Here is a 20600-nt window from a genome sequence, read left to right on the forward strand (position 1 = left end):
CTCGATGGCGTCGCAATCGCAGATGGGGCGGGGAGCAGGAGTGGCTATCCTGGCCATCGTCGTGGCGCAGTGGTTCGGAACGTCGCTGTGGTTCAGCCCCAGCGGTGCCGTCGACGGCCTCTCCGCCTGGCTGGGTTCGACGCCGGCTCAGTTCGGGTGGCTGATCGCGGCCACCCAGATCGGGTTCATCGTCGGAACGCTGCTGAGCGCGGCGACCGGGATCGCCGATCGGTTCCCGCCCGAGCGGATCTTCATTCTCTCCAGCCTCTTCGGTGCTGGACTGAACTTCGTGTGGACGCTAGGTCCTTCTGACCTCGTCCTCGTGTGGATCTCTCGCTTCGCCGTCGGCGTGAGCCTCGCGGGTATCTACCCGATGGGGATGAAGATGATCGTCAAACGGGCGCAGGCGAAGTCCGCGCAGGCTCTGGCCTGGCTCGTGGCCATGCTCACCCTGGGCACCGCGATGCCACAGTTCCTGTCAGCCGTCGGCGCCGCCCTGCCCTGGGAGTCGATCATGTGGGGCTCCTCCGCACTGGCGGTGCTGGGAGCCGTGCTCGTGGCAACGATCTCCGGGCCCCGAGCGGCTCGGTCACATGCGTCCGATGCGACTTCCGGGCCCTCGAAGTCCGTCGGAAGTCCAGCGCTGCGGAGACTGTTCCGGGACAGGATGTTTCGCGCCGCCGTCTTCGGATACGTGGGCCACATGTGGGAGCTCTACGCCTTCTGGGCAGTCGTGCCCACACTCGTCATCGCGGCTTTGGCCGACGCGGACGGCCCGACGGGGTTTGCGACAACGAGTTTCCTCGTCATCGCCGCCGGGGTCCTGGGATGTGTGCTCGGCGGAATCATCAGCCGCAGGACCGGCAGTGCAGCGGTCGCCGCAACGGCCCTGGCTGGGTCGGGACTGATGTGCCTGATCTACCCTCTGCTGCCTGACATCGGCCCGCTCCTCATTGCGGCTCTCATGCTCTGGGGTCTCCTTGTCATCGCAGACTCTCCCCAGTTCTCGGATCTCGCTGCCCGTTACGCTCCCGCAGAGCTGACGGGAACGGGGCTGACGGTGATGAATTCGCTCGGCTTCGCCGTCAGCGTCATCAGCATCGTCATCCTGCAGAGCCTCATCGCCGTAATCGGAGTGGCCGCCGTCTGGCTGCTCCTGCCGGGGCCGATCCTCGGCCTGATCGCGATGCGCCCGCTCCTGGTCAGGCGAAAGGCGACGAGGCTCGATCGAGACGGGTGACCTCGTCATCTGTGAGCGTGATCTCCGGAGCGGCCATCAGTGCATCGAGCTGCTCGGGTGTGCGCGCCGAGACGATCGGGGCGCTTGCACCTTTGGCCAGCAGCCAGGCGAGCGCAATGGTTGCCGGTGCCACGTCGTGGGCTTTGGCCACAGCGACCAGCTCTTCGACGACCTTGAGCCCCTCAGTGCTGAAGTAGCCCTGCACCATGCCACCGCGGCTGGCTCCCTCGAGGTCTTCTTCGGTGCGGTATTTTCCGGTCAGGAATCCGGCGGCGAGACTGAAGTAGCTGAAGACGCCGAGGTTGTGCTCGCGTGCCAGTGGCGCCAGCTGCGTTTCGTATTCCTTCCGGAAGACCAGGCTGTACTGGGGCTGGATCGCCACCGGCTTGGCCAGGTTCTCCGCCTCGGCCACGGCCAACCATTCGGCGAGGCGGTCTGGGGAGTAGTTGGACACGGCGATGTGCTTGGCCTTACCGGCACGCACGATCTCATCGAAGACCCGGGCCACCTCGGCGATGGGGGTCACCTCATCATCTCGGTGCGCGTAGTAGAGGTCGACATGATCGGTCTGCAGGCGCTGAAGGGATGCGTCGATGGCGGTGCGGATGTAATCGGGATTCTGCGTCTTGTGATCCGGGTGGTCTCCGACCTTGGTGGCGATGACGACCGTATCGCGGTTGCAGCGGGCGGCGAGCCAGGTGCCGATGATGGTCTCGGATTCGCGGCCGGTGTTGCCGGGAACCCACGCCGGGTAGGACTCTGCGGTGTCGAGGAAGTTGCCTCCAGCGGCGACGAACGCGTCGAGGACGGCGTGGGATCCGGCCTCGTCAGCGGTCCAGCCGAAGGTGTTCGTGCCCAGGTTGATGGGGAAGATGGAAAGGTCTGTGCCGGGAATCGCTACCTGCTGCGTCATGATGCTCCTGTGTCGACTCGAGGTTCGTGGTCGGTTCACGCGTGGTTCGCGCGTGGTCTTTCACCTGGCATAACGACAGTCCCGGCGGTGAAAATTCCGCTGGCCGGGCCACCTCGGCGATGGAGGTCCTTCGCTATTTGAGGAGTCGGTCCATTCTGCGGTCGCTGAGCTTCTTGCCTCCGGTCTGGCAGCCGGGGCAGTACTGCAGCGACTTATCGGCATAGGAGACCTCGGCGATGGTCGACCCGCACACCGGACAGGTCTGACCGGCGCGGCCATGGACGCAGAACGTACGTTTCTTCGCCGCCTTGACCTTCGCCGGTGGCAGATCGAAGAGGGCCTCGCGGGCCTGGCCAAGCACTTCGCGAATCGTCTCCAGGAGTGCCGGGGCATCGACCCGATTGGCTGGGGCGAATGGGGAGAGTTGTGCGGTGTGGAGGATCTCGTCGGAGTAGGCGTTGCCGATGCCGGCGATGAGGTTCTGATCTCCGAGCACGGTCTTGATCCGTGCCGTCGAACCGGCCAGCGCCGCAGTGAACTCTTCGACTCCGATGGACAGGGCATCGGGTCCGGCGTTGGCGATGGCGGACACCGCGGCGCGGTCGGTCACGAGGGAGACCGCGGCGTTCTTCTTCGTTCCCGCTTCGCTGATGTCGAATCCGGCACCGGAGGCCAAGTGGATGCGCAGAGCCAAGGGCCCCTTGCCCATCCTCACCGGACCGCTGGGCACCTGATCGTGCCAGACCAACCAGCCGGCACGGGCGAACCGGCAGACCAGTTCGAGCCCGTCGAGCTCGATGACGAGGGCCTTGCCCACCCGGGAGGCCCCACTGATCTCGAGCCCGCTGATCGCCGCCAGCGGCGGATCCGCCGTCTTGAGGATGCTCAGCTCGCCGATATCGGTCCGGGAGATGAAATCCCCGACGATGTGCGAGCGCAGGAAATTCACGAGTGCATCGACTTCGGGCAATTCCGGCATGGAACCAGTATGCGCCCTTGCACACACAGTGGCACTGCCGCCGTGGATACCGCCCTTGTGAGTTCCCTGAACGAGGGCTAACGTGGACAGACCACGTGAGAGCGTGCTGCACCAGCAATTCGACCACTTCATAAGGAGGGTGACGATGGCTGAGAATGTCGCTCAGAAACTCATCGGCTCACATCTGGAATCCGGGACGCTTGAGCCCGGTAACGAGATCGGAGTCCGCATCGATCAGACGCTGACTCAGGACGCGACGGGAACGCTGGTCATGCTCGAGCTCGAAGCGCTGGGCATCGACCGGATCCGCACGGAGACATCTGTCCAGTACGTCGACCACAACCTTCTGCAGACCGATGAGAAGAATCCAGAGGACCATATATTCCTGCGTTCTGCCGCGCAGCGATTCGGCCTGTGGTTCTCCCCCGCCGGCAACGGCGTCTCCCACCCGGTCCACCAATCGCGGTTCGGCACGCCCGGTGCCACTCTCATCGGCTCCGACTCTCACACCTGCGCGGCCGGGGCCTTGGGAATGTTGGCCATCGGCGTCGGCGGTCTCGAGATCGCAATGTCCATGGTGGGTGAACCGCTTTACATCAGCGCACCCCAGATCATGGGCGTCGAACTCACCGGCACACTGCCCCCGTGGGTCTCGGCCAAGGACGTCATCCTCGAGATGCTGCGCCGTCACGGCGTCAAAGGCGGAGTCGGCAAGATCATCGAGTACCACGGTGAGGGACTCAAGGACCTGACCGCGATGGACCGCCACGTGATTGCGAACATGGGGGCCGAACTCGGTGCCACGGCCACAGTCTTCCCTGCCGACGACGCGGTCCGGGACTTCCTCGAAGCCAGCGACCGGGGCGAGGACTTCACTCGGATCGAAGCAGACGAAGGCGCGCAGTACGATCTCCACGACGCCATCGACCTCTCACAGCTCGAACCGCTCATCGCCGCCCCCTCCTCGCCGGGCAACGTCCGTCCCGTGCGGGAGGCCGCTGGCGAGGACGTCTTCCAAGTCGTCATCGGCTCCTCGGCGAATCCGGGGCTGCGGGACTTCGCCGTCGTCGCCGAGACACTCGAAGGTCGCCACATCCACGAGCAGATCTCACTCGACATCAACCCGACATCGCGAGAGATCCTCGCCGACCTCATCGCCGGTGGCTGGTTGACCTCGCTGGTCGGATCCGGCGCGCGCATCCACCAATCGGGCTGCATGGGCTGCATCGGCATGGGCCAGGCCCCGGCTGTGGGCCGCAACAGCCTCCGCACGATGCCGCGGAACTTCCCCGGCCGCTCGGGCACCGACGAGGACGCCGTGTGGCTGTGCTCGCCGGAGACTGCCGTGGCCGCAGCACTGACGGGCAAGATCACTGACCCTCGCGAGCTGGGCATCGAGTATCCGCAGGTGAAGCTGCCGGAGAAGTTCTCCGCCAACCGGTCCATGCTGGTCCCGCCGCTGCCGCTTGAGGAAGCACGCGAGGTTGAGTTGGTCAAAGGATCGAACATCTCCTCACTGCCCGACTTCGAACCGCTGCCTGAGGACATCGATCTCGAGATCATGCTCAAAGTCGGCGACAACGTCTCCACTGACGAGATCATGCCCGCCGGTTCCCGGGTCCTGCCCTACCGGAGCAATATTCCCAAGATCTCCGAGTTCGTCTACATCCAGATCGATCCGAGCTACGCCGAACGTGCAGCGGGCCATACCGGCGGCCATGCGATCATCGGCGGGGAGAACTACGGCCAGGGCTCATCCCGCGAGCACGCCGTGATCGCCCCGCGCTATCTGGGGCTGCGCATCGTCATCGCCAAATCCCTGGCGCGGATCCATTGGCAGAACCTCGCGAACTTCGGCGTCCTCGCCCTCGAATTCTCAGATGAGAGCGACTACGAGTCCCTGTCCCAGGGCGATGTCCTGAAGTTCCGGGGACTGCGCGATGAGTTGGCCGCCGGCAAGACCGTGAGCGCTGAGGTAGGCGGACGACAGTTCGAGTTCCGCCATACACTCTCGCCTCGGCAGGCCGACATGGTCCTCGCCGGAGGTCGCATCGCCCAACGTGCCCAGCAGGAGGCGGCCGAGAGGCGCTGAGGGGTCGGCTCGAGCCCACCCGTGATCAGGGCTCGGCGAGGAAGCCCCGCAGCAATGCGGCCGTGCCGTCAAGATGCTCGGCCATGGCTGTGCGGGCCGCGGCGGCGTCTCCCGCGAGGATCGCATTGTGGATCCGCTGGTGCTGTTCGTGCGAATGAGCCAGGTTGGGTTCGATCATGGGGATCCGTTCGAGCAGTTTGTTCGCCCGGGTTCGGCTTTCGACCATCGAGCGCACCAGGCTCGGAGACCCTGTCACCTGCGCCCAGGTCAGGTGCAGCTGGGAGTCCAAGCGCCGGTACTCGGCCAGGTTCGACTGCCGACTCGTGTCCATGGCCTCCGCCAGCTGACCTCGTTGGCGCGCGGTGAGATCCTGCCCGGCAGCCACCTCTGCGACTCCCATTTCGATGACACGGCGCCAGGCCAGTGTATCTTCGACCTCGACCGCAGAGAACCCTGCGCCGAGACCTGCGTCATCGCCATGAGCCGGGCTGTGAGCCCAGCCCCCTGCAGGAGTGCGGGAGACGAAGGTTCCGCCACCACGGCCTCGGCGGACGTTGACCCAGCCGGCGGTCTGCAGTTCCGAGATCGCCTCCCTCAAGGTCGCCCGGGAGACCCTCAGCTGCTCCGCAAGTTCACGTTCGGGCGGGAAGCGCTGACCAGGCGGAATGATCCCGAGGCGGATGATCTGGAGCAGACACTCGATCGTCTCCTCGAAGATGTTGCCCGAGCGAGCAGGGGCGATCGCCCGCAACGCCGTCACCTGGCTGCCGGTCTGCCTGCCCGCAGCTGGGGTACTCGCCATCAAACCATCATCACTCACAGCGGGGTCGTGTAGGCGTTGGACAGTCCCCCGTCGACGGTGAACGACTGTGCTGTGACGAAGGAAGCATCGTCACTGGCCAGGAACGCCACAGCCGCGGCCATCTCGTCGGCCTCGGCGAAGCGTCCCATCGGCACGTGCACCAGACGCCTGGCTGCCATCTCCGGGTCCTTGGCGAAGAGTTCGCGCAGCAGCTCGGTGTTGACCGGTCCAGGGCACAGGGCGTTGACGCGGATGCCTTCCTGTGCGAACTCCACGCCGAGTTCTCGTGACATGGCCAGCACCCCGCCCTTCGACGCGGTGTAGGAGATCTGGGAGGTCGCCGATCCCATCAGCGCCACGAATGAGGCCGTGTTGATGATCGAGCCGCTCCCCTGCTTGCGCATGTGCTTCAACGCCGCCTTCGAGCACAGGTACACCGAAGTCAGGTTGATGTCTTGGACCTTGCGCCACACATCGAGACCGGTCTCCGTGATCGAGGCGTCGGCCGGTGGGGAGACTCCCGCATTGTTGAAGGCGACATCCACGCTGCCGTAGGTGTCGAAGGTAGTCTGGAACAGCTTGCCCACCTGGTCCGGATCGGTGACGTCGGTGGACACGAAGAGGCCCCCGACCGCCTCGGCGGCGGCCGTTCCTGAGTCTGTGTTGGTGTCGGCGATGACGACGTTCGCCCCTTCGGAGGCGAGACGTTTTGCGGTGGCCAGCCCGATGCCGCTGCCCCCTCCGGTGACGACTGCGGTGCGCCCCGGGAGGCGGCGGCAGATGATCTGCTCTGCTGTCTCGTTCATGGTGTGTCCTTTGCCCGTTGGTGGTGGTGCTCGTGGGGAGGGTGAGTCTGCTCAGTCCGTGGCGATGAAGAGGTTCTTCGTCTCCGTGAACGAGTCCATCGCGCGGGGGCCGAGTTCGCGGCCGATGCCGGAGCGTTTGAACCCGCCGAACGGGGTCGAATAGCGAACTGCGGAATGGGAGTTCAGCGACAGCGCCCCCGAGTCGACACCGCGGGCGACCCGCAGTCCGCGGCCCACATCACGGGTCCAGATCGAGCCAGAGAGGCCATAAGGCGAATCGTTGGCCATGCTGATCGCCTCGGCTTCGTCACTGAAGCGCTGCACACTCACAACGGGCCCGAACACCTCTTCGGTGACGATGCGATCACGCGATGTTTTCGGGAGCACGACCGTCGGCGCCATCCAGTAGCCGGCACCGGTCGGGGCGCTGCCGGTGAACGCGATGTCGACGCCGTCGAGGAATCCGGCCACGCTCTCGTGGTGGCTCTTCGAGATGAGCGGGCCCATCTCTGCCTCCTCGAGGCTGGGATCGGTGACGACGACTCCGGAGACCGCGGGTTCGAGGAGTTCCATGAAACGGTCGAAGACGGAGTCGTGGACGAGGATGCGCGAGCGGGCGCAGCAGTCCTGGCCGGCATTGTCGAAGACCCCGTAGGGTGCGGTGGCCGCTGCGAGTTCGAGGTCGGCGTCGTCGAAGACGATGTTCGCGGATTTGCCGCCGAGTTCCAGCGTTGTGCGTTTCATCGTCTTCGCCGCGTCTACCATGATCTTCTCACCCACCGCAGTCGATCCGGTGAACACGATCTTCGCGATCCTCGGGTCATCCGTGAAGGTCTGACCGACAATGGAGCCTTTGCCGGGGATAACTTGGAAGACATCGGCGGGAATCCCTGCCTGCTGGGCCAGTTCGCCGAGGCGGATCGCCGTCAGCGGGGTCAGCTCGGCAGGTTTGAGGACCACAGTGTTTCCCGCGGCGAGCGCGGGCACGAAACCCCATCCGGCGATGGGCATCGGGAAATTCCACGGCACGATGATGCCGACGACACCGAGTGGTTCGTTGAACGTGATGTTGACTCCCCCTGCCACGGGAATCTGGTCGCCGAGGTGGCGCTCGACTCCGCCGGCGAAGTAGTTGAGGACGTCGCGGACGTTTCCGGCCTCGCCCCGGGCGTTGCCGATCGTGTGCCCGGCCTCTGCAACCTCAAGCGCGGCCAAATTGTCGATGTCGGCGTCGACGGCGCGAGCGAAGGCACGCAGCAGCTCGGCCCGTTCGGCCGGTGCTGTGGCCCGCCACCGTGTGAAAGCGTCGGCGGACCGGCCGATCGCATCCTTCGTCGCCTCGGCGCTGTGAGCGTCGACCGAGGTGATGAGTGCCTCTGTCGCGGGGTTGATCACTTCGGTCATCGCTGAGCCTCCGCTTTTGTCTGGGGTGTCGTGGGTGTCGTGGGCGTCGTAGCTGGCGTGGTGTTCGGTGGTGCTGTGCTCGCGCGTCGGGCCGCGGCTTCGACGAGGCCGGTGAACAGGCGCAGATCGTCCAGCGTCTCCTCCGGATGCCATTGGACCGCGAGCATCGAACCGTCTGGTGTCTCCAGGGCTTCGATGCAGCCGTCGTCGGAGCGTGCGCTCACGATCAGTCCCTCACCTGGGCGGTCGATGGCCTGGTGATGATGGCACCGGACCGTGGTCCCGTCTCCGATCAGGCCGGACACGGCGGTACCTAGTGCGGTTCGCACTGCCACCTCGGCGAATTCGTCCTTCTTCGGTGCCTCGTGAGCGTCGTAGCCGTCGAGGTCGGGCAGGTGCTGGTGCAGGGTTCCGCCGTGAACGGTGTTGACGATCTGGGCTCCGCGGCAGATCGCGAAGACCGGTACATTCGCGGTGCGGGCGTGACGGTACAGGGTGGTTTCGAAGGAGTCGCGACGCGTGTTCGCCACCTGGGTGCGGGGGTCTCGCTGCGCCTCGTAGAGGGCGGGATCGACATCATCGCCTCCGGTGAGGATGATGCCGTCGAGGTCGGCCACCTCGACGAGGCTCCAGGGATCTTCCGGAGGCAGGAGCACGACGCGGCCACCGGCCCGAGTCGCGGCAGTGACGTAGACGCTGGGCAGGAAGGCCGCGTCTCGGTCCCAAACCCCGAATTGTCCGCGCCCGTAGTAGGTGGGCAGTCCGATGAGCGGGCGACGCGTCGCAGGATCAAGGACCGGGTCAGAGACGCTCGAAGCCACGCCGGACCTCCCAATCGGTGACTGCAGCGTCGAAGGCTGCCATCTCAACACGGCCCGCATGGCTGTAGTGGTTCACGACCTCGTCGCCGAAGGCATGGCGAGCGACGTCGGAGGATTCGAAGGCCGCGACGGCGTCGTGGAGGCGACGCGGAATGTTGGGCACGTCCTGGGTGTAGGCGTTGCCGGCGAGCGCTTCGGGCAGGTCGAGTTTGTTCTCGAGTCCGTGGATTCCGGCGGCGATGAGTGCTGCACTCGCAAGGTAGGGGTTGGCGTCTGCGCCGGGCACGCGCTGCTCGAAGCGCAGTGCCGGACCGTGGCCGACGATGCGCACGGCACACGTTCGGTTGTCCCATCCCCAGCCGACGGCGGTGGGGGCGAAGGAGCCCTCGGCAAAGCGCTTATAGGAGTTGATGTTCGGTGCGTAGAGGTAGGTGAAGTCATGCTGGGTGGCGACGACTCCGGCGACGAAGTGCTTCATCGTCTCTGACATCTCGGTGCCGTGGCCGGTGGGGAAGACCGGTGTGCCCGCGGTGTCACTGAGGCTCATATGGATGTGGCATGAGCTGCCTTCACGGTCATTGGGTTTGGCCATGAAGGTCACCGACTTGCCCTCTTGATCTGCGATCTCCTTCGCGCCGAGCTTGTAGACGACATGATTGTCGCAGGTGGCGAGCATGTCGGTATAGCGGAATCCGACCTCGAGCTGGCCGAGGTTGCATTCGCCCTTGGCGCTTTCGGTGTAGAGGCCGGCTCCGTCCATCTCGTTGCGCAGACGGCGCAGATAGCCTTCGACCTGTCCTGTGCCGAAGAGGGAGTAGTCGATATTGTAGGTGCTGGCGGCTTCGAGGTTGCGGTAGTCGTTGGCCATGGCTTCCCGGTAGCCGGTGTTGTAAAGGGCGAATTCGAGTTCGGTGGCGCCGATGGGCGAATAGCCCAAATTCTCAAGTCGCTCCAATTGTGCTTTGAGGACCTGTCGTGGGGAGACGGTCAGCGGTGAGCCGTCGACGAAGGCCAGGTCGCACTGGACCATCACCGTCGCCGGGTGCCAAGGGATGCGACGCAGAGTCGAATAGTCGGGGACGAACATGAGATCGCCGTAGCCGCGTTCCCAAGAGGTGAGTTCGTACCCGTCGATGGTGTTCATCTCAACATCGGCAGCCATGAGATAGTTGCAGCCTTCGGTGCCGTTGTCCATCACCTCGTCGAGGAAGAATCGGCCCGTGATTCTCTTCCCCTGAAGGCGACCCTGCATGTCCGTGGCGGCGACGAGCACAGTGTCGACGCGGCCGGCGGCGATCTCGGCCTGCAGCTGCTCCAGGGTCATATCTGATGAAGTCACGCTCATGGTTCCTCTTCTCGGTAGCCCACCTTCGCGATGTGTACGCATCTTTGCGATGGACTGCATCCCGGTGGTGGTCACGCATCGTTGCGGTGGTCGTGCCTTGCGGCAGTTCAGGAAGACTCTCCCATTTAAGGTATGCCACCGAACCATTCATGCGCAATACATAAGGGAAAATTGATGACAGCGCGGCCTTGCGGTCAGAACAAATACCTATTGACAAACCATTTGCACGGTGACAGGCTCAACGTCAGAACAGAGTTGTGAACTGCATCACGCACTATTTTCGTGACTGCCGCACGCGTTCCACAGTCACGTTCCACAAGGACGCGCACGCTTGGGTCTCGGCATCTGCACCCGATAGACAACGGCCAGATTCCGACGACGCCGGTAGGTCAGCGACGACCGCTCCGGGTCGCAGATCTGGGCCATATGGGTTTGGCCCGCGGAAGCAATCATTTCGAGAAGAACGGTGTTCTCCATGAGCAATGAAGCCCCTCCACCCATTGACCCGACATCCGGGGCGGCTCCCGGGCCGACGCCTCCCGATGGCACCGGCGCTCAGGGAGGTGCGGCCCCGGCCCTCAGCGCTGACGAAGCCAGTCTTGCCGAGCTGGGGTACAAGCAGGAACTCAAGCGCGGCATGTCGGGCTTCGGCAACTTCGCGGTCTCCTTCTCCATCATCTCGATCCTCGCCGGCTGCATCACCTCCTACAGCATTGCGCTGGGTTCGGGCGGGCCGGCCGCAATCACGATCGGATGGCCGCTGGTCGGCATCTTCGTCCTCTGCGTGGCCCTGGCCATGGCTGAAGTCTGTTCCAAATACCCGACGGCGGGTGGACTCTACTTCTGGGCCGGGCGTCTGGCCAAACGCAACAAACGACATTGGGCCTGGTATGTCGGATGGTTCAACTTCCTCGGCGAGGTAGCTGTCACCGCTGCTATCGACTACGGTGCGGCGACGACCATGATGGCCTTCGCGGCACTGACTTTCGGCGTGGTGCCCACCGCGTTGAACACCTTCATCCTGTTCCTCGTCATCATCACCTTGCACGGTCTGCTCAACACCTTCGGCGTCAACCTGGTCAACCTGCTCTCCGGCGTCTCCGCCTGGTGGCATATCGTCGGTGTGCTCGTCATCGTCGCCGCCCTGTGGATCATGCCCACGAAACATCAGTCGTTCAGTTGGACCATGACGGCGTGGCACAACGAAACCGGGTTCACGTTCATGCCGTTCGTCTTCCTCATGGGTCTGCTCATGGCGCAGTACACGTACACCGGGTATGACGCTTCGGCTCACGTGGCGGAGGAGACGAAGAACGCTTCCACTGCCGCTCCCAAAGGCATCGTGATGAGCGTCCTGATCTCGATCATCGGCGGCTGGATCCTGCTGTACTCGATCACGGCCGCAATTCAGGACGGTTCCGAAGCCGGACTGACCGCGCTCAACGCCACCGCGACCGGCCTGCCGCCTGCGCAGGTGTTCCTCGATGCCTTGAACAACCCGACGATGGCGAAATTCCTGCTCTTCATCGTCTGCGGTGCCCAGTTCTTCTGCGGCATGGCATCGGTGACGGCGAATTCGCGGATGAGCTACGCGTTCTCCCGTGACGATGCGATCCCGGGATCCAAGTACTGGAAGAAGGTCAACCCTCGCACCGGAACACCAACCAACTCGATCTGGCTGTGCATCGTGCTGTCCTCGATTCTGACCGTGCCGGCGCTGTTCAATGAGACCGCCTACCTGGCGGTGACGAGCGTAGCGGTGATCGGGCTCTACATCGCCTACGTTGCACCCGTTCTGCTGCGTCGGCTCAAGGGCAAAGGATTCAAGGCCGGCCCTTGGAACCTGGGACGGTGGAGCGCAGTCATCGGGTGGGTCGCTGTCGTCTGGGTGATCTTGATCTGCATCCTCTTCGTGCTGCCACCCACCCTGCCGATCACGATCTCGACCTTCAACTACTCCCCCATCGCTGTCCTCGGGGTGCTCGTCATCAGCGTCGTACTTTGGTACGCCCGGGGCAAGAAGCACTTCATGCAGCATCTCGACAAGGAGCAGCTGGCCATCGATGAGAAGAAGCTTCTCGACGAGATCGACGACTGAGCTCGCACATACTCGCACACACAAGAAAGCAACCCTCCAGGCGCTGACCACTCCAAAGCGGAGTTGTTCAGCGCCCGGAGGGTTGCTGAGTTCTCAAAGAAGGACGGCAGCGGCCTCAGCGCTGGGCTGATGCCGCTGCCGCCAGTCAGATCACGCGGTTTCGGACTTGTACTTGTCCTCGATTGCGCGGCCGACCTCTTCATCGATGTTGCGCCAGTACGCGAAGACGTTGGAGAGCACGGGCTCTTCAACACCGTCCTTCAGTGCACCGACGACGGTCTCGATGAGGCCCTGGCGCTCTTCTTCGGAGTAGACCTCACGAACCAGGGTGTGCGCCTGGCCGAAGTCGTCATCCTCGGCGTGCAGAGTGGCTGCGCTGCGGACGAGCTCGCCGTCGGATTCCCACCGTGCCTCGACCTGAGTCTCTTCGGCCTGGTATGGGCGGCCGTAGGAATTCGGGGCATAGTTCGGAGCATCACCTGAATGGTGGTACTCCATCTGACCTTCCTTGTCATAGGAGTTGGTCTTGGTGATGGGCGCGTTGACCGGCAGCTGGTTGAAGTTCGTGCCGATGCGGTTGCGCTGCGCATCTGGGTAGGAGAAGACACGGCCCATGAGCATCTTGTCGGGCGAGATTCCGGTGCCCGGCACGGTGTTCGAGGGGCTGAACGCAGCCTGTTCGATCTGTGCGAAGTGGTTCGACGGGTTCTTGTTGAGCGTGAACTTACCGATCTCCATGAGCGGGTAGTCCTTCTTCGACCAGGTCTTAGTCAGGTCGAAGGGGTTGAACCGGTAGGTCTTGGCCTCTTCGTAGGGCATGATCTGGACGCTGACGGTCCAGGACGGGTAGTCGCCGCGCTCGATCGCGTCGAACAGATCGCGACGGTGGATGTCAGCGTCGTCACCGGCGAGCTTGCCGGCTTCCTCGTTGCTCATGTTCTCCACGCCCTGATCGGTGTGGAAGTGGTACTGGACCCAGAAACGTTCGCCGGCTTCGTTCGCCCACATGTAGGTGTGCGAGGAGTAGCCGTTCATGTTCCGCCAGGTCTTGGGCAGACCGCGGGGCCCCATGAGGTAGGCGACCTGGTGTGCCGACTCGGGCGAGAGCGACCAGAAGTCCCACTGCATGTTGTTGCTGCGCAGACCCGAATCAGGGGTGCGCTTCTGGGAGTGGATGAAGTCGGGGAATTTCATGGGGTCGCGGACGAAGAACACCGGGGTGTTGTTGCCCACCATGTCGAAGTTTCCGTCTTCGGTGTAGAACTTCAGTGCGAATCCGCGCACATCGCGCCATGAGTCGGGTGATCCGAGCTCACCAGCAACGGTGGAGAACCGTGCGAGCATCTCGGTCTTCTTGCCCTGCTGCAGGAACTTTGCGCGGGTGTACTTGGAGACGTCTGCGGTGATCTCAAGCTCACCGAAGGCACCGGAGCCCTTGGCGTGGGGGCTGCGCTCGGGAACGCGTTCGCGGTCGAACCGGGCCAGCTTCTCAACGAGTGCGACGTCGTGGAGGAGGAGTGGGCCATCTGCTCCGACGCTCAGCGAATGCGCGTCGGACTCTCGAGCGGCACCCGACTCGGTCGTCGAGGGCTTCGTGCCGTCGAATCCTGGATGTTCATGATCAGCGTGTTTTGTCATAGCTTCTCCTTCAACCGATTGAGCGACGGGGGGTCATTCTTCCCGGTCCACTACATCCATCATAGGACGAGCAGCACGCATCAGCATGCTGATGCGAAAGGTCGACATCGACTCCCCTGATATCGAGTTCCTGGCAGCGGACAGAAAACTGTCGTCACCAATTTTCACGCTAGCCACGTCCCTCACAGTGTTCAACCAAGGCCACCCTCCCAAATATTCCAGACCGGCATTTCTGGTCTGACCACAGGGGGGAGTGTCTTCAGCCCTGCGCGGTCGCGGCGCTTCCGTCTCCGCCTGAACTGGATCCCCCACCGGCATCGCTGCCAGAGCCTGATCCAGAGCCTGAGCTGGAGCTTGATCCGCCGGAGCCGCTGGAGCTGCTGCCCTGTGAGTCGGAGCTGGATCCCGAAGCGTCACTCGAACTCGCGCTTCCCGAGGTGTCTGCGCCAGTGCTGCTGGAGCCGCTCGAGTCGGTGCTCGATCCCGAAGAGCTGTCACTGCTGCCGGTGTCTCCTGCCTGCTCGGTTCCCGTCTGATCAGCGGTCGCGGAACTGTCGGAACTGGCGGAGCCGCCGTCGCTCGCCGAGGTGGACTGCCCTTCGCTCGTCGTCGAGCTCTCGTTCCCGCTTCCCTGATTCGGGTTCTGGCCGGACTGGGAGGCCGACCCAGAGGAATCCGAGTTGGAGGTTGACCCGCCGTCCTGCGAGGTGCTGGACTCATCGCCGGAGCTCGAATTCCCCGTGACGGACCGCGAGATCTGCGAGGTGCCGGGCGAGATGTCGGCAGCGGTGAATGATTCGGCCATGACGACGGCGCCCAATCCGATTCCGAATGTCGCCACTCCAATGGCCACCGGGTAGAGCACCCGTTTGCGACGCAGCTTCTGCCACCATGACTTGGCGTCACTGCCTTCTGTCTCCGATTCAGCGGCTGCTGTATCGGCATCAGGCGAGCCGGAATCTGGCGCACCTGCGTCACTTCTGTCAGCGGCCGTTTCATCGCTCAGATGACCGAAGGTGCTGGTAGCCCGAAGAGCTCCTGAGGCCTGGTCGCCTACCGCGGCGGATCGCTGCGTCTTGGCGCCAGGCGATTTCGCCTTGACCGCTGGGGCGAGCTTCGAGCCGACTTCCTTGATCTTCTCTTTGCCCTTGTCGAGGCTGCTGGTGTAGAGCGTCACAGCTAGCCCGGTGATGATGCTCGCGACGCCCGCGCCGACGACGGTTCCGGCGACGCCCAACTGTCCGCCGATGACCGATGAAGTGGCCGCGGCCGCCGCACCGGCGAGAAGCTGGGTCGCTGAGACCCTGCCTTCGTTCTTCTCCTTCTTCTCGACCACGTCGTTCTTCGCCGTCGAGTCACCGTGATCAGCAGTGTCGTTCACGACCGTCGCGGTTGCGTCTGCTGCCGTCGCAGGTGTGCCGACGGCAGCTGTGTCCTCCTGCCTCATCCGAGTCGCCGACGCCGGCGACTCTTCGCGTCGGATGGGATTCGGCGGCATCACCGGTGTGGTCACATGCGGGGTCGTCGTCGGTGTCGAATGAGCATTCTCGGCGTGGGCGGCTGCAAATTCTTCGGTGATCAGAGGCAGGGTCTGAGATGCCTGCACGATCATCTCGGAATCACCGACTCCGGAGGTTGATCTGTGGTGATCTTTTGCTGATCCGTCGTGATCGGACGCTGATCCGTCGTGCCCATTCAATCTGCTTGACTCATTCTGATTCGACCCCAAAGTTCCTCCGATGACTGGTCCCTGAGTCCAGTATCGTCCGTCGATTTCCGGAGTTCCTGACCCACCCCCGTAGAAGCTGGGACAACACTGTGAACAGGAAGTCGCCCCAAGGCCTCTGACCTGCAACGATGATGGTCAATGTGACGCACGGGACATGCGCTTCGCATGATATTCGCAGGTCCGGATTCGGTGTCTGCGACGACCTGTGCCTCAGTGCAGGACGGCCACGCCGAGGTGGTCCGGAAGAACGTCCGATTCCTCGAGCTCCAGCAACTGGAATCTCGGGTACCCGGGGACCGAATCCAAGGTCACTGCGAACAGCCCGGTGCCGGTGAATCGCGTCGACAGCTCCAGTCCACGCTGACCTGAGCCGAGCCTCTTGTTCATCTCGACCATAAGATTGAGCGCGAAGCACGGGGTGCCCAATCCGACGAGGGACACCTTCTGCTCACCACGGAATAGTGCGGGCTCGGCCGGCGTCACCGGGTGCCTGTGACCGTCGATCTCAAGGACCACCTCGGCGCCGGTGGGAAGAAAGGTGCGCGCCATGCCGGGCAGAAGCGAGAACTCAGCCGGACGGTCCAGACGCGCGATGCTCAGGCGCCAGCGCCGAAGGGCCGGTGTCAGGACCTGCGAATCGGTGAGCGAGACGAGCTCGGTCGTCTCCCCCGCGCCATTGGCCCAGGGAACCGGTTCGAGGTCGTCGAATGAAGTGATCACGCGCATGTGATCACTGTAGTCGCGGCGCACCACTTGCCAAGTGAGCGCAGAGGACTAGCCTTGGAACGTGCGTTTTGCCCATAACGATCGGGTTGCGAACAGATACAGCGGAAACATCACCCATACAGAAGAGAGGCACGCCGGGGTTTCCTCCGCGTGATTCTCAAGTGCCCTGAACAGCAGTTCTCGTGTGTCTCTCCCCCGGCAATCGGAAGGGAAAAACATGTTCGGACCAGACAACGTCCGCAAGCGCTGGCGCCCAGAAGAGATCACCGTGACGAAACCCGATGTCACGAAACGTGCCATCGGAGCAGCAGCGATCGGAAACGTCACCGAGTGGTACGACTTCGGCGTCTATGGCTACCTCGCCGTCGTCATCGAGGGCATCTTCCTCCCCAAGGACTCCGGCCCCATCGGCCATGTCATCGTGGCCGGGCTCTTTGCAGTCGCCTTCCTTGTCCGCCCGCTCGGCGGAATGTTCTTCGGCCCCTTGGCGGACAGGATCGGCCGCAACAAGGTCCTGGCGATGACGATGATCATGATGGCAGCCGGCACCTTCCTCATCGGCGTGATCCCTGACTATGCGACGATCGGTCTGTGGGCGCCTTTCCTTCTGCTTGCCTGCCGACTCCTGCAGGGATTCTCCACCGGCGGCGAGTACAGCAACGCGATGACGTTCATCGCCGAATACGCACCGGATCGGCGCCGAGGATTCCTCGGCAGCCTGCTCGAGGTCGGTACCTTCACCGGCTACGTCCTCGGCGCTCTGGTTGCCACGATCATGCAGGCCGTATCCACCACAGGCTTCCTGGAGACCTGGGGCTGGCGCATTCCCTTCTTCGTCGCCCTGCCGTTGGGTTTCGTCGGCGTCTACCTGCGGACGAAACTCGCCGACACCCCGGCATACAAAGAGATGGAGAAGCTCTCCGAACAGGAAGAATCCAGCAACCGCACGAAGGGCGAGTTCAAGAAGATCTTCGCGCTGTGGCCCAACCTTCTGGCCTGCTGCGGTCTGGTCCTGGCGTGGAACGTCACGAACTACATGTTGACCTCATTCATTCCCCTCTACTTCCCGATGGTCCAAGACATTCAGGGCAGCGGCGGGGTCTCAGAACTCACGTCCCAGATTCTGCAGATCCTCGTTATGGCGGTCTGTCTCGGACTGATTCCGGTCATCGGCAAGGTCTCTGATCGGGTGGGCCGCAAGGCAGTTGTGCGCGCGGGATCGATCTCACTCATCGTGCTCTCATTCCCGTCTCTGATGCTCATCCGCGGTCATAGCGACATCATCGTGTTCCTCGGTCTGCTGATCATGGGGCTCAGCCTCATCTGCTTCAGCGCGACGATGCCCTCGACGCTGCCTTCCCTGTTCCCGACGATGGTGCGAGCAGGTGCGCTGGCGATCGCCTTCAACATCTCGATCTCACTGTTCGGCGGCACCACCTCGGTCGTGATGACCAGCCTCATCAGCGCCACCGGCTTCCTCATGTGGCCGGCGATCTACCTCGTGGCCGCGGGAATCATCGGACTCGTTGCGATCCATTTCGTGGAAGAGAGCAATGGTCGTCCGCTGTGGGGATCGACTCCGTCGGCGGCTTCGGAGGAAGAGGCCGAGGACTTGGCAGAAGAGCTCAACCAGGAGACCGAAGCGACCTGAGCCGGTGCTGTCTCCTCAGGGTCTGAAACACCCAGAGGGCGAGCGCACCCAGGGGCGGCCCACCCTGGTGACAACCTCAGTTCAGAACGATGCAGAACGGGTGACCTGCCGGGTCGAGGAAGACGCGGAAGGTCTCGCCTGGCTGGTCAACTGCCTTCCCTGCACCGAGTTCGACCACTGCTGCCTCGGCGACATCAAGGTCATCGACGACGACGTCGAGGTGCATCTGCTGTGGGTGGGCCTGGCTCGGCCAGCTGGGGGCGTGATAGTCCTCGACCTGCTGGAAGCAGATCGGCGGCCAGGAATCTGATGTGATCTCTGCCCAGGTGCCGTCGTCATCGACTCTGACCTGCCAGTCGAGGAGTTGACCGTAGAACTCCGCGAGTTCGCGTGCGTCAGGGGCGTCGAGAACGACGACGGGCTGCTTTGCGATTGCCATGCTGGAAGTCTACGCGCCACCGGTGTCACGGTGAAGGGCACAGGTGCTTCGCCGGTGCTAGGCTCGAAACACCACAGGGGAGCGCCGACGAGACCGGTGCTGAGAGTGCGCAAGCAGACCCTTCGAACCTGATCCGGTGAGCACCGGCGGAGGAAGTGAGAGATGACAAGGATGAACGACGTCCCACAGCAGACCAGCACCAGTATTCACCTGAACCCAGGCGGGCCGGTGGCGACATTGAGAGCGGCGACCGCTCCCACCTGGGACGCCGCGGTCGGGCACAGGTTCGTTAAGGAACTGTTCGCCGGGACCCTCGACGATTCCGTGATGAAGAAGTATCTGATTCAGGACTATCAGTTCTTCGAATCGTTCCTGTCGATGCTCGGCGCCTGCGTCGCCCACGCCGATGGCATCGGCCCCAAACTCCGGTTTTCCAAACAGCTCGGATTCCTCGAAGCAGATGAGAATTCCTACTTCCTTCGGGCCTTCGCCGAGGTGGGTGCCAGTGCCGATGAATACGACGATCCGGTGCTGACCGATCCGACCGCGCGGTTTCGCACCATCATGTATGACGCGGTCGTTTCTGCCTCTTACCCGGACCTGCTCGTCGTGCTCGTCATCGCCGAATGGCTCTACCTCGACTGGGGCGAGCGCGAGCAGCCGATGCCCCGTCGCCACGTTCACACCGGATGGATCGAGCTGCATCATGGTGTGGACTTCCGTGCCTGGGTGCAGTTCCTCGTCGACGAACTTGAGAGGGTGTTTCCCACCGGCGACGAGGCTGAATCCGCCACGGCCCGGGCCCGGCTGGCGCGCCTCTGGCAGCGGACGGTTGATGTGGAGTTGGCGTTCTTCGAGGAGGCCCATGTGCTCGACTGAGGGCGGCACCAGGTGAGTACCCGTCGTGCGGTTCTGCGGCAGCTGCTTGCACAGATCCGCGAGATCAATTCTGGTGGGCGGAGCCTCATCGCCGTCGACGGGGTCGACGGAGCGGGCAAGACCGTTCTCGCCGGGGAGCTTGTTCGGCTGGCTGCCCAGGATGGGCTCCGCTCTGTTGCTTCGCTGAGCATCGACGGCTTCCATCACCCACGTTCGACCCGGTATGCGAGGGGGCGAGGACCCGAGTCGTTCTACCGTGACTCCTACGACTACCCAGCGCTCAAGCGGTCAGTCGCGACTGCGTTCAAGCAGGGGCTGCCTGTTGTCACAGCCGTTTGGGATGTTGTTGCCGATGCCAGTATCGAGAGTGCACATTCCAGTCTCGACTTGCCACAGGATTGCGTCCTTCTCGTGGATGGCATCTTCCTCCATCGGCCTGAGCTCCGTGAGTTGTGGGACGCCAGCATTTGGGTGCAGGTACCTTTCGCGGTCTCTGTTCCGCGCGGGAACGAGCGCTTTTCCGGGCAGTACGATCCTGATCCCGAGGCAGAGTCCAACCATCGCTATGTCGGCGGGCAGCGGCTCTATTTCGCACAATGCTCGCCGTGGGAGATGGCGACATGGGTCCTCGACAACGAGGATCTGGCACACCCCCGCCTTGCCGCACGAGCAGGGCCACCGATAACTCAGTAGCCGAGAACTAGAAAGGGGCAGGCAACGCACCATCTGCCTCACACAGGGGCATGCTGATTGTGCTTGACGATCTTCGCAACGATCGCAGCGACGGCGCAGCCTACTGCGATGAGGAATGGCACTCCGACAATCACCGTTTCGACGATCATGACGAAAGTGTGCTGGAACATGTTCGCCAGAATATTCACAGCGGCGAATGCCACCATGCTGAAAGCGAGGAAGAAGCCGGCTGTCTTCACCAGCCGAGTCGGCAGCGTCCCCCGACGCTCCCGTATGTTCAATGTGCTCATCGCCGATCACCTTCGATCCTGATCACCGTCGACGCCGTCTGCGCAACTCGCGATG

Annotated in this window: 18 protein-coding genes and 1 riboswitch; of the genes, 6 read left to right on the forward strand and 12 right to left on the reverse strand. The window is 63.3% G+C overall.

Annotation, left to right across the window (positions count from 1 at the left end; all coding sequences use genetic code 11):
• Nucleotides 1–4: 4 nt before the first annotated feature.
• Complete coding sequence (locus INT29_RS11385) at nucleotides 5–1240, forward strand: MFS transporter (protein WP_101571836.1); 1236 nt, start codon at nucleotides 5–7, stop codon at nucleotides 1238–1240.
• On the opposite strand, the gene INT29_RS11390 is transcribed toward INT29_RS11385, so the two are convergent.
• Nucleotides 1203–2153 carry an aldo/keto reductase gene (locus INT29_RS11390; protein WP_101571834.1) on the reverse strand — a complete coding sequence of 317 codons (951 nt, stop codon included), beginning with the start codon at nucleotides 2151–2153 and terminating at the stop codon, nucleotides 1203–1205. The genes INT29_RS11385 and INT29_RS11390 overlap by 38 nt on opposite strands.
• A 133-nt stretch (nucleotides 2154–2286) precedes the next feature.
• On the reverse strand, nucleotides 2287–3132 hold the full coding sequence (locus tag INT29_RS11395; protein ID WP_193071680.1) for a DNA-formamidopyrimidine glycosylase family protein: 846 nt from the start codon (nucleotides 3130–3132) through the stop codon (nucleotides 2287–2289).
• Between the two features lie 145 nt (nucleotides 3133–3277).
• Between INT29_RS11395 and INT29_RS11400 the strand changes: the two genes are divergently transcribed.
• Nucleotides 3278–5224, forward strand: coding sequence for an aconitate hydratase (locus tag INT29_RS11400; protein ID WP_193071681.1), 1947 nt, complete (start codon nucleotides 3278–3280; stop codon nucleotides 5222–5224).
• A gap of 25 nt (nucleotides 5225–5249) precedes the next feature.
• On the opposite strand, the gene INT29_RS11405 is transcribed toward INT29_RS11400, so the two are convergent.
• Genes INT29_RS11405 through INT29_RS11425 form a run of 5 tightly spaced genes read right to left on the reverse strand, consistent with a single transcriptional unit; the run spans nucleotide 5250 to nucleotide 10402 of the window.
• Nucleotides 5250–6026, reverse strand: coding sequence for a FadR/GntR family transcriptional regulator (locus INT29_RS11405; RefSeq protein WP_193071682.1), 777 nt, complete (start codon nucleotides 6024–6026; stop codon nucleotides 5250–5252).
• Nucleotides 6027–6040: 14 nt separating this feature from the next.
• Nucleotides 6041–6832 carry a 3-oxoacyl-ACP reductase gene (locus tag INT29_RS11410; RefSeq protein ID WP_193071683.1) on the reverse strand — a complete coding sequence of 264 codons (792 nt, stop codon included), beginning with the start codon at nucleotides 6830–6832 and terminating at the stop codon, nucleotides 6041–6043.
• Between the two features lie 51 nt (nucleotides 6833–6883).
• Nucleotides 6884–8236 carry an aldehyde dehydrogenase family protein gene (locus INT29_RS11415; protein ID WP_193071684.1) on the reverse strand — a complete coding sequence of 451 codons (1353 nt, stop codon included), beginning with the start codon at nucleotides 8234–8236 and terminating at the stop codon, nucleotides 6884–6886.
• Entirely contained in the window at nucleotides 8233–9057 is an 825-nt protein-coding gene (locus tag INT29_RS11420) for a gamma-glutamyl-gamma-aminobutyrate hydrolase family protein (RefSeq protein ID WP_319020887.1), read from the reverse strand. Before INT29_RS11420 ends, INT29_RS11415 begins: the two co-directional genes overlap by 4 nt.
• Nucleotides 9038–10402 (reverse strand): glutamine synthetase family protein, encoded by a 1365-nt coding sequence (locus tag INT29_RS11425; protein ID WP_101571824.1) that lies wholly within the window; start codon nucleotides 10400–10402, stop codon nucleotides 9038–9040. The genes INT29_RS11420 and INT29_RS11425 overlap by 20 nt, the downstream gene beginning before the upstream one ends.
• Nucleotides 10403–10877: 475 nt before the next feature.
• Between INT29_RS11425 and INT29_RS11430 the strand changes: the two genes are divergently transcribed.
• Nucleotides 10878–12500, forward strand: coding sequence for an amino acid permease (locus INT29_RS11430; protein ID WP_101571822.1), 1623 nt, complete (start codon nucleotides 10878–10880; stop codon nucleotides 12498–12500).
• Between the two features lie 150 nt (nucleotides 12501–12650).
• Here the strand turns inward: INT29_RS11430 and INT29_RS11435 are convergent, their stop codons facing one another.
• The 3 genes from INT29_RS11435 to INT29_RS11445 all read right to left on the reverse strand — a co-directional run bounded on the left by INT29_RS11435 (nucleotide 12651) and on the right by INT29_RS11445 (nucleotide 16593).
• On the reverse strand, nucleotides 12651–14138 hold the full coding sequence (locus tag INT29_RS11435) for a catalase (RefSeq protein WP_193071686.1): 1488 nt from the start codon (nucleotides 14136–14138) through the stop codon (nucleotides 12651–12653).
• A 259-nt stretch (nucleotides 14139–14397) separates the two neighbouring features.
• Nucleotides 14398–15750 (reverse strand): hypothetical protein, encoded by a 1353-nt coding sequence (locus INT29_RS11440; protein ID WP_193071687.1) that lies wholly within the window; start codon nucleotides 15748–15750, stop codon nucleotides 14398–14400.
• A gap of 327 nt (nucleotides 15751–16077) precedes the next feature.
• Nucleotides 16078–16593, reverse strand: coding sequence for a HutD family protein (locus INT29_RS11445; RefSeq protein WP_193071688.1), 516 nt, complete (start codon nucleotides 16591–16593; stop codon nucleotides 16078–16080).
• Between the two features lie 217 nt (nucleotides 16594–16810).
• On the opposite strand from INT29_RS11445, the gene INT29_RS11450 reads away from it, so the two are divergent.
• On the forward strand, nucleotides 16811–18244 hold the full coding sequence (locus INT29_RS11450; RefSeq protein WP_193071689.1) for an MFS transporter: 1434 nt from the start codon (nucleotides 16811–16813) through the stop codon (nucleotides 18242–18244).
• Nucleotides 18245–18320: 76 nt separating this feature from the next.
• Here the strand turns inward: INT29_RS11450 and INT29_RS11455 are convergent, their stop codons facing one another.
• Complete coding sequence (locus tag INT29_RS11455) at nucleotides 18321–18683, reverse strand: VOC family protein (protein WP_101571811.1); 363 nt, start codon at nucleotides 18681–18683, stop codon at nucleotides 18321–18323.
• Between the two features lie 65 nt (nucleotides 18684–18748).
• Nucleotides 18749–18855: riboswitch (TPP riboswitch) on the forward strand.
• Between INT29_RS11455 and INT29_RS11460 the strand changes: the two genes are divergently transcribed.
• A complete protein-coding gene (locus tag INT29_RS11460; protein WP_226831358.1) occupies nucleotides 18846–19562 on the forward strand; it encodes a TenA family protein in 717 nt (238 codons plus the stop codon). (Overlaps the previous riboswitch by 10 nt.)
• A gap of 12 nt (nucleotides 19563–19574) precedes the next feature.
• Entirely contained in the window at nucleotides 19575–20255 is a 681-nt protein-coding gene (locus tag INT29_RS11465) for a uridine kinase (RefSeq protein ID WP_193071690.1), read from the forward strand.
• A gap of 38 nt (nucleotides 20256–20293) precedes the next feature.
• On the opposite strand, the gene INT29_RS11470 is transcribed toward INT29_RS11465, so the two are convergent.
• A complete protein-coding gene (locus INT29_RS11470) occupies nucleotides 20294–20545 on the reverse strand; it encodes a hypothetical protein (RefSeq protein ID WP_101571805.1) in 252 nt (83 codons plus the stop codon).
• Nucleotides 20546–20600 lie beyond the last annotated feature (55 nt).

The sequence above is a fragment of the Brevibacterium sp. FME37 genome (assembly GCF_014897485.1).
In the GTDB taxonomy this organism is placed as follows: domain Bacteria; phylum Actinomycetota; class Actinomycetes; order Actinomycetales; family Brevibacteriaceae; genus Brevibacterium.

Excerpts from the sequence above, each read along its gene's own strand:
- INT29_RS11425 (WP_101571824.1), bottom strand. The coding sequence starts at position 10,402 with ATGAGCGTGACTTCATCAGATATGACCCTGGAGCAGCTGCAGGCCGAG.
- INT29_RS11450 (WP_193071689.1), top strand. The coding sequence starts at position 16,811 with ATGTTCGGACCAGACAACGTCCGCAAGCGCTGGCGCCCAGAAGAGATC.
- INT29_RS11470 (WP_101571805.1), bottom strand. The coding sequence starts at position 20,545 with ATGAGCACATTGAACATACGGGAGCGTCGGGGGACGCTGCCGACTCGG.
- INT29_RS11405 (WP_193071682.1), bottom strand. The coding sequence starts at position 6,026 with ATGGCGAGTACCCCAGCTGCGGGCAGGCAGACCGGCAGCCAGGTGACG.
- INT29_RS11460 (WP_226831358.1), top strand. The coding sequence starts at position 18,846 with ATGACAAGGATGAACGACGTCCCACAGCAGACCAGCACCAGTATTCAC.
- INT29_RS11415 (WP_193071684.1), bottom strand. The coding sequence starts at position 8,236 with ATGACCGAAGTGATCAACCCCGCGACAGAGGCACTCATCACCTCGGTC.
- INT29_RS11395 (WP_193071680.1), bottom strand. The coding sequence starts at position 3,132 with ATGCCGGAATTGCCCGAAGTCGATGCACTCGTGAATTTCCTGCGCTCG.
- INT29_RS11390 (WP_101571834.1), bottom strand. The coding sequence starts at position 2,153 with ATGACGCAGCAGGTAGCGATTCCCGGCACAGACCTTTCCATCTTCCCC.
- INT29_RS11385 (WP_101571836.1), top strand. The coding sequence starts at position 5 with ATGGCGTCGCAATCGCAGATGGGGCGGGGAGCAGGAGTGGCTATCCTG.
- INT29_RS11435 (WP_193071686.1), bottom strand. The coding sequence starts at position 14,138 with ATGACAAAACACGCTGATCATGAACATCCAGGATTCGACGGCACGAAG.
- INT29_RS11410 (WP_193071683.1), bottom strand. The coding sequence starts at position 6,832 with ATGAACGAGACAGCAGAGCAGATCATCTGCCGCCGCCTCCCGGGGCGC.
- INT29_RS11455 (WP_101571811.1), bottom strand. The coding sequence starts at position 18,683 with ATGGCAATCGCAAAGCAGCCCGTCGTCGTTCTCGACGCCCCTGACGCA.
- INT29_RS11430 (WP_101571822.1), top strand. The coding sequence starts at position 10,878 with ATGAGCAATGAAGCCCCTCCACCCATTGACCCGACATCCGGGGCGGCT.
- INT29_RS11445 (WP_193071688.1), bottom strand. The coding sequence starts at position 16,593 with ATGCGCGTGATCACTTCATTCGACGACCTCGAACCGGTTCCCTGGGCC.
- INT29_RS11440 (WP_193071687.1), bottom strand. The coding sequence starts at position 15,750 with ATGATCGTGCAGGCATCTCAGACCCTGCCTCTGATCACCGAAGAATTT.
- INT29_RS11400 (WP_193071681.1), top strand. The coding sequence starts at position 3,278 with ATGGCTGAGAATGTCGCTCAGAAACTCATCGGCTCACATCTGGAATCC.